This is a genomic window from Mesorhizobium sp. M7A.F.Ca.ET.027.03.2.1, from assembly GCF_003999175.1.
Classification (GTDB): domain Bacteria; phylum Pseudomonadota; class Alphaproteobacteria; order Rhizobiales; family Rhizobiaceae; genus Mesorhizobium.
Map to the genome: position 1 here is coordinate 1 of NZ_RZOM01001282.1, position 1,502 is coordinate 1,502.

Genomic DNA, 1,502 nt, shown 5'->3' on the forward strand with positions numbered 1-1,502 from the left:
CAATGCCGAAGGCGTCCTTGCAGATGCGCCGGAAGACAACCATCTCGCTCTCGCTGACAGACCCGTCGGCCAGGATCATGCGAAACAGCATCAGCAGTTCCGCCGACAGGACCGGATCGTCCGCCACCTTGCGCACACCCGGGTCGCCGTCGAATATCTGACGTATCTGGTCCAGCAATGCGAATGCCATCAGGAGCCTCTTTCCGGGTTAACCACACAAATACAAATCCAAGCGCGATGCGCTTGGATAGAGGTAGCGCGGAATCGACCTTGCGCAAACAGGGCGGCCGTGGTCGAACGCCCGATATTTCAGCCGGCCGCATACATCAGATGATCGACCTTAGCATCCAGACCGTCGCCATGCTCGCCTTCGCCGCCTTTGCCGCGGGCTTTGTCGATTCGATCGCCGGCGGCGGCGGACTGATCACCGTGCCGGCGCTGCTGCTTGCCGGTTTCACGCCGGTCCAGGCGCTCGCCACCAACAAACTGCAAGGCATGTTCGGCTCGGGCTCGGCGACCATCCACTATGCGTCGAAGGGTCATGTCGACCTGCGCCGGCAATTGCCGTCGGCGCTTCTGGCCCTTGTCGGAAGCGCCATCGGCGCCTTGCTGGCAACGATCGTGCCGGGTGACATTCTGCGGGCTGCCCTGCCTATCGTGCTGATCGCCATCGCGCTCTACTTCGCGTTCAAGCCCAACATGAACGACATCGACCGCGCCGAGCGGCTGTCGCCGTTCCTGTTCGGGCTGACCCTGGTGCCGGCCATCGGCTTCTACGACGGCCTGTTCGGGCCGGGTGCAGGCTCCTTCTACATGCTGGCCTTCGTGGCACTTGCCGGCTACGGCGTGCTCAAGGCGACGGCGCATACCAAGCTGCTCAACTTCGCCTCCAACATCGGCGGCTTCATCGTCTTCGCGGCCTTCGGCGTCGTCTACTGGAAGATCGGCCTGATGATGGGCGTTGCCCAGTTCCTCGGCGCCCGCGTCGGCGCCAGCCTGGCCATGCGCATCGGCGCGAAACTGATCAAGCCGCTGCTGGTGATCGTGTGCCTGGCGCTTGCTGTGAAGCTGCTGGCCGACCCGGCGAACCCGCTGCGCGCCCTGATTGGTGTGTGATCACGCGCCCTGATAGAATGCCGCTGTTCGAATCATGTAGGAGGAGCCACACATGAATCTTAGCGCACCTACGCAGATCGTTTTTATCATTTCCGTTGTTATCGCCATCATCGGCGTACTCGCCGCGCTTGGCGTTCTTGCGTTCATTCCACTCGCATCGGTGTGGATTGTTCTTATTGCTTTCGTCGTGCTTGCCGGCGGCTGCCTGATGCGCGGCGCCTGACCATTTCTCTTGAAGTGGGGACGAGGAGCGCCCGGCCAAAAGCCGGGCGCTTTTGATTCCGGCCCCGGGTCTGCTAGATTTGACTTGGCGCAAGGATGGCCGATGCCAGTCGAGATGCAACTCCAGCAAGAGCAGGACCGGTCCGTCGCCGGGCGGTTCGAGA

Annotated in this window: 2 protein-coding genes and 1 pseudogene; 2 read left to right on the plus strand and 1 reads right to left on the minus strand. The window is 62.3% G+C overall.

What is annotated here, in order from left to right:
* A pseudogene (locus EN750_RS33855) lies at positions 1-190 on the minus strand (hypothetical protein); the annotation flags it as partial.
* Positions 191-330: 140 nt separating this feature from the next.
* Here EN750_RS33855 and EN750_RS33860 point away from each other — a divergent pair.
* Together EN750_RS33860 and EN750_RS33865 are read left to right on the plus strand one after the other, a co-directional pair.
* Positions 331-1,116: a TSUP family transporter gene (locus EN750_RS33860; RefSeq protein ID WP_127331885.1), complete on the plus strand. Its 786-nt coding sequence runs from the start codon at positions 331-333 to the stop codon at positions 1,114-1,116.
* Between the two features lie 52 nt (positions 1,117-1,168).
* Positions 1,169-1,339 (plus strand): hypothetical protein, encoded by a 171-nt coding sequence (locus EN750_RS33865; protein ID WP_127399241.1) that lies wholly within the window; start codon positions 1,169-1,171, stop codon positions 1,337-1,339.
* Positions 1,340-1,502: the final 163 nt, after the last annotated feature.

Excerpts from the sequence above, each read along its gene's own strand:
- EN750_RS33860 (WP_127331885.1), top strand. The coding sequence starts at position 331 with ATGATCGACCTTAGCATCCAGACCGTCGCCATGCTCGCCTTCGCCGCC.
- EN750_RS33865 (WP_127399241.1), top strand. The coding sequence starts at position 1,169 with ATGAATCTTAGCGCACCTACGCAGATCGTTTTTATCATTTCCGTTGTT.